Here is a 6,420-nt window from a genome sequence, read left to right as displayed (position 1 = left end):
GTTGAACAACCGCCCCAGCTCATCGCCGCCGCTCATTTCCTTGAGCAGCAGCACGTCCGGGCCGAGCGGGCTGGTGACCTGTGCCAGGCGGGTGAGTTGCTGGAAGTTCATGGGTGATGTCGTCCTGTCATGCTTCGTTGACCCCCTTGCTTCTCGTCTGTGGGTTCACGCTTGCGAACTGCCTGATCTTCTCGCTGATCCTGAGGTTTTTTACGAGCGAGCAGGCGTCGTCGGAGCGCTCAATCATTCGGCCACGTGTCCTTGATGCCTTTGGACTTTCTGTAGAAATACAGCCCTGCGCGCAAGGAGATCAGCACTATTGCGAAAATCCCGACGGTCAGCCAGGTATCCCCCAGATGCTTTTCCAGCATGTTGTAGAAATAGGCGCATACAACGGCCACGGCCAGCATGCCAAGCATGTATTTGAGAGTGGTCATTGGCATTCCTCTTCTTTATCTTTCAGCGGGCATTTCACGATGGCTTTGCCGGTCTGCCACATAGCCTGACTGGCTACCGTTGTTTTGATTGTGCCCGTGTGAGCGGCTTTGCGAGCGGCCAGCTTGGCGGCACGGTTAGCCGTGTTGGCAGCCTGGCCTGATAGCGCTTTCAGTGCTTTGGATGATGTAAAGACGGTCTTGGCAGATCCAAACAAGCCTGGAGCGACGGTACTGAATGCAGCAGACGCGGCGACGTGCTTGTAATTGATGTCGATACACTTCCACTTGATATCCGTCAGATCCCGATCATTGTCCCAGTTGTCCTTCATCTGCCCCAGCACCTGCTTGCCCGTCTGCATGCCGACTTCGACGGTCGCACCGATTGCTGCCTTGAGCAGAATCCCGCCAATAATCACCAACGGCACAAAAAGCCCACTCGGGTCATAGGCCACGGAAGGGATGTTCAGCGCATAGACATAAGGGTTCGGCCCGCCCCTGAAGCCAATCGGGTCCTGGCTTGCGTAACGGCCGATTTCAGGCAGGTAGTAGCGGTGATGGTTGTAGTACAGCCCGCTTTCTTCGTCGTGGTATTGACCCTGGAAACGGATCGGCTGATCGGTGGAGCCTTGTTCGTCTGCCACTGCGCGCCAGTCGTCGGTGCCAGCCTGCCAGATGAGCTGCCCGCGCTCGTTGCTCAGTTGCAGCGGCGTGCCGATGTGGTCGGTATGGAAAAAGCTGATCGTCGGTTCGCCCAGCGTCGGGCGACATTGCGCGGGTAACGGCTGGTCCGCCGCGGCCATGTCTTTACGAACGGCCAGCAGCTCCGGGCTGTCGGGTTCGCAGCGCTGATCCACTCGCAGCAGCGGGACGAAACTGTTCGGCTCATGCACAGTGGTGCGCAGTAGTTCGGCGCGCGCTTCGGCACACTGACGTCCGCCGTCCCAGCCGTAGCGCACCAGACTCGACGCTTTGCCCACATGAACGGTTTTGGCTATCCGCCTGGACAAGGCATCGTAGCGATAATGTGCCTCTACACGCACACCATCCGGGCGCTGTCTTGTCAGGCGTACCAGCCGCTGCGCACCGTCATAAACCAGTCGCAAGCGGTTGCCATCCGGGTCGGTCCGTTCGATTAACTGTCCGCAGGCGTCGAAGCGGTAAGTGCTGCCCCGGAATGTCTCCACGCGATTACCCGCCCAGCGTTCTGCTGCCGGATTCAACTGAGCGGTTTCGTGACGGGAGCCTGTGTAGCCCGAACGGTATAGCTCGTTGTGTTCGTAGTGGGTCTGGACCTGGCCCGAACCGTCGTCATCCGTTTCGAGCCGGTTGCCCGCCGGGTCAAAGCGATAGCGTCGTTCGAGGGCGTTGCCTCGTTGGCTGGCCACCAGCGTGCCGCTGAGGTCGTAGGTATAGCGAAGGTCCGGGTGCTGGTTGTCGATGATCTGGCTCAATTGGCCCAGTCCGTCGTAGCGGTAGCCGCGCTTCCACTCTTCTGCCGCAGCCAGCTTCAGATGGCTGTGTGACAAGCGCCCGGTGGGGTCGTATTCACATTGCAGATTGAACAGCGTTTGTGGCTGGCCCTTGAGTCGTGCGTCCCGGCAACGCTCGCGATGCAGCGCGTCACGCTCGAAGCCGATCTCGACATGGCCTGCCACGACGCCATGCAGATGCCCCGAACCATAGGTCAGCCAGTTCACCTCGGGCGCATCGCCATAGCGGCTGCTCTCGCGTACGCCCAGAGGATCATGTCGGTGTTCGACGCTGTAGACCCAGCCGTCGGCATGAATCTGATTTTCCAGACACAGATTGCCTGCATCGTCGTAGGCAAAACGCACTTCGCACTCAGGGTTCTGGACACCCGCGAGGCGGCCGTCCGCCATCCAGTGATACTGCTCGCTGAACGCCGCTGCGCCTTGGGTCGCCGGATAGGTGGTGCTGAGCAAGCGTCCGTCGCGGTTGTACTGATAGTGGGTTTCACCGTGATCCGCATCGATACGCGTGATCATTTCATCCGCCAGGTTGTAGCGGTACTGCTGGCGACGTCCGTCGAAGCCGGTTTCTTCGACAAGACGGTCAAGCACGTCATAGGCGAAGCGGGCTTGGACGCCGTTCTGGTTGGTGATACTGCACAAACGGCCTGCCTCGTCGTAGAGGTAGCGCAGCTCGTGACCTGCTGCGTCGCTAGCGCTCAGCAGACGTGCGTTGCGGTCCCAGGAAAACTGCGTGCAGTGCCCTTGGGCGTCGGCCATATGCGTCTGTCGGCCCTGGGCATCGTATCGGTACACGAAGCTCGAGCCGTCAGCGAAAGTCAGGCCGATGACCTGACCAAGCAGATCATAGTGTCTGCGAGAAACCTGTCCGCTCGGGTCCGTCTCGGCAATCAGTCGGCCCTCACTGTCGTATTCGTAGCGATAGGTCTGGGCCGAACAATCGGTCACGCTGACGGGCAGGCCGAGTCGATTCCATTGCAGCGTTTTCACGCCGCCCTTGCTGTCGATGATTCGCGTAGGCCTGTCAGGCAGGGCCGGATCGTCGTAGTGATAACGGGTCGTGCCGGTGGGCGCGGTGACGCTCACCCTATTGCCGCGCGCGTCGCGCTCGAATGTCCACTGACGTCCCATCGTATCGATCAGGGCCTTGAGCTGACCGGTTTCCTCATCCAGCGTCTTGCAATAACGACGCTTGCCGGGTGAAAGCTCTTCCAGAAGCCGACCCTGCCCATCGAGCCGCCTGCGCGTTTCGCGTCCCAGCGGGTCGCGCATGAGCACCAGTCGGCCGAACAGGTCGTATTCGAATTCGGTGCGGCTGCCATCGGCGCGAACCAGCGCGGTCCAGCGCCGCTGTCCGGCGTCGCCACTGAATTCGTAACGCTCCACACGTCCCAGATTGTCGACCACATCCGTGGCGTCGGCGTAGTAACGGAATTCGCGAACCAGACCGTCGGCCTCGCTCTGCTGAATGACCCGGCCCTCGGGGCTGTGGACATCCCAGGCATAACGCACTTCCTGGCCGCCGGGTTCGCCGTGGGCGACCATAATGTGATTGTTCCAGGCGAACACCCGCACGATTTCGCCCGCGCGGTCGCGCACCGCAATCAGGTCACCTGCCTCGTTGAATTGGTAGCGAACCAGCCAGTCGTGACCGTAAGCCTGGGGGTCGAAATGCTCAGGCACCGGGCCGTCGAGGTTGGCAAGGATCACGCCGCACAAACGGATGCCGTCATCGCCCTGTCGAGGCTCGCAGGCATGCTGATACACCAGCACATAACTGCGTCCGGCACTGTCGCGGATGCTGGTGAGAAAGCCACGACGGCTCCAGCCGAACTCGGTCCGGTAGCCATTGCGCCCAAACGTCGAGTGCAAGCGCCAGATGCCGTCAGGTTGCTGCATGAAACAGAGGTAGCTGTCATCAGCCAGCAGCACTACTGCGCCTTCATGACGTTGCCACTCACTCGGCACCGCTGCCCAGCGACCTTTCCAGACAGGGAGCGACTGCGCTTCAGGGACGGCACCGCCTCGACGCAGCCATAGCTGCTCGCTTCCCGAGTACAACTCCTTGCCTGCAGCCAGTGCCGGGAACGTGATTCGTCTGCCTTGGGCGTCGATCAGCACGCAGGCCTCGGCGCTCAGTTCCAGCACCATGCTTTCGCCCGGCAACCACCAGCCCTGACCCAGCTTGCCGACCCGCGGATTGCTGGACAGGTAACCGCGTCCAAAACTGAAGGTGTCTGGCGCTGCAAGGGAAAAATCGACCTCTTCAGGCAGCAGTTTGCAGCCCAGCATCGGATTGACGGGCTGACCCACATTCGGCACGCAGGCGGAAACACGATCGGCCATGCCGACGCCTGAGCTGCCGACATGCACGGTTGGCGATCCTGTTGCGATGACGCCTCCGGCAACCTTTTCGCCGACATGGGAAACGGGAAGGCCACTCATGTCGACGTCCTCGTCGTGCGCGATCGCCACGGGCCGTTCAGCGTGAGGCTCACCGCAGCAGCGGCGGAGGCGGATGGACTAGCAGTTGATGTCGACATTGGGCGAAAGAATCTCTATTTCGGATGCGGTAATGCGGATCGTGCTTTTTCCGCACGTGAGGCGAATTTCCTGATCGGCGACCACCTCAATGGTTTTGCTGCCCAGTCGAATGCTTTTGCCGTCAAGCGTAATGGTCGAGCCATCGTCGGTTCCGCCGACACTCAACGTGTAGCTTTCACCCACCGACACCGTTTTTTTCTTGATCACCTGAGTCGTCTGGCTCAGGCCGACAAACGTGTTCATCGCCATGCCGACATTGAGGCTGTAGCCCAGGCCCACGTTTTCCATTCGTCCCAGACCGACATTCTGCAAGGAGGCCATGAGAATCGTTTCCGACTTGTTCATGCCGATGTTCACTGTCTCATTGCGGTCTACCGTTTTACGGCGATTGGCGTGCACAGTGATGGTTTCATTGTTATCGACTGTTTCCGTGCGGTCGTGTTTGACGTGCACGGTTTCGTCGTTATCAATGGTTTTACTGCGGTCGTGGCCGACCCAATGGGTTTCGTCGTTCTCGACCAGAATGTCCTGGTTACGCTCGGCATGGATGTACAACTGCTCCGCGCCTTTCTTGTCTTCCATGCGGATTTCATTGAAATTCGCAGGTGTGCCGCCCTTGCTGGAACGGCTTTTCATGCCGCTCTGGGTGGCGTTGGCAGGCAGGTCGTAGGGCACGGTCTGTTCGGCGTTGTACACGCGACCGGTGATGATCGGCCGGTCCGGGTCGCCTTCCAGAAAGCTGACGATCACTTCCTGACCGATGCGCGGGATCTGCATCGAACCCCAGTTTTTGCCAGCCCAGGCCTGCGACACCCGGATCCAGCACGAGCTGTTTTCGTTGGACTGGTCGTGACGGTCCCAGTAGAAATGCACCTTCACCCGGCCGAACTGGTCGGTCCAGATTTCCTCGCCAGCGGGGCCGACCACCAAAGCGGTCTGCGGCCCTTTGACGATGGGGCGCTGGGTGTTGGCCAGCGGCCGGAAGCTCTGCTGCGCGTCGATGCAGCTCAGGCCCAGTTCGAACTGCACACCGCCGCCCGAACCGCCGCTTTCCAGACTTTCCTGGGCCACGTAGTAACGGGCACCGACGATCAGGTATTCGCGGTTCTGATCCTGACGACCGAAGCCGGTCAGGCTGAACAGATGCCCGGCACCGAGGCCCCGTGCGTTGCCGCTCAGTTCGATGCGTTCGTGCAGGCTTTGCAGGGCTTCCAGGCGGGTGCGCGCGTAATGCTCGCCGTCCTGGCTCTGCACGTAAGTGCCGGGATAGTCGTACAGCGGATAGTCACCTGCGGTGTGCGGGCGCGGCATGGCCGAGCGCACGTCGATGCTGGCGCTGGGGCGCTGAAAATCGTAGTCGTTGAGCTCCAGCGATCCGGGCTGGACTTCCTGCGCCAGACGCCAGTCGTTGATGTGATCGCGCTCGCGGTGCTGGCCGTCCGGCGGAAAATAGGGCACCGACTCGTAGCCCGGCGCCGGTTGATGCGCGCCGTACGCATCGGCCAGCACCAGGACATGACGGTCCTTTTCGTGGCGGAAGAAATAGTAGATGCCTTCCTGTTCCATCAGGCGGCTGACGAAATCGAAGCTGCTCTCGCGGTACTGCACGCAGTATTCCCACTCGCGGTACGGACGGCTGAGGGCGTCTTCGAAGTCCGAGAACCCCAGGTCGCGAAACACCTGCTTGATGATCTGCGGGATGGTCAGGTTCTGGAAAATCCGGCAGTCGGAGGTGCGCGTCAGCAGCCACAGCCAGGGCCGCAACGTAACCTGATAACTGGCGAACTGGTCACGGGTGACGTTCTGGCTGCAGCGCGCAACGATGCCATGAAAGTACCGCTGAGCGCCGCCCGCCAGTTGCAGTGACAGGCACATCGGCTTGCCGAGCAACTGGTTGAGGTCCAGCGAGCCGTCGGCGGAGGTCAACTGCAGGTCATAGTTGAACAACC

4 protein-coding genes are annotated in these 6,420 nt (G+C 60.7%); all 4 read right to left on the bottom strand.

The features are described from left to right. A partial coding sequence (locus BUB69_RS29825; RefSeq protein WP_425439420.1) for a hypothetical protein occupies positions 1-111 on the bottom strand: 111 nt, incomplete at its 3' end. Positions 112-239: 128 nt separating this feature from the next. Further along, positions 240-437, bottom strand: a complete 198-nt coding sequence (locus tag BUB69_RS28015) for a hypothetical protein (RefSeq protein WP_073173507.1) — start codon at positions 435-437, stop codon at positions 240-242. Further along, a complete protein-coding gene (locus BUB69_RS28010) occupies positions 434-4,372 on the bottom strand; it encodes an RHS repeat-associated core domain-containing protein (protein WP_073173510.1) in 3,939 nt (1,312 codons plus the stop codon). The genes BUB69_RS28015 and BUB69_RS28010 overlap by 4 nt, the downstream gene beginning before the upstream one ends. 78 nt (positions 4,373-4,450) lie before the next feature. Beyond that, the coding region (locus tag BUB69_RS28005) for a type VI secretion system Vgr family protein (protein WP_073173503.1) at positions 4,451-6,420 on the bottom strand (1,970 nt) is incomplete at its 5' end.

It is taken from the genome of Pseudomonas asturiensis (assembly GCF_900143095.1).
Lineage (GTDB): Bacteria > Pseudomonadota > Gammaproteobacteria > Pseudomonadales > Pseudomonadaceae > Aquipseudomonas > Aquipseudomonas asturiensis.
This window is presented reverse-complemented; position numbering and strand designations above follow the sequence as displayed.

Coding starts and splice junctions, on each gene's coding strand:
- BUB69_RS28015 (WP_073173507.1), bottom strand. CDS start 437: ATGACCACTCTCAAATACATGCTTGGCATGCTGGCCGTGGCCGTTGTA.
- BUB69_RS28010 (WP_073173510.1), bottom strand. CDS start 4,372: ATGAGTGGCCTTCCCGTTTCCCATGTCGGCGAAAAGGTTGCCGGAGGC.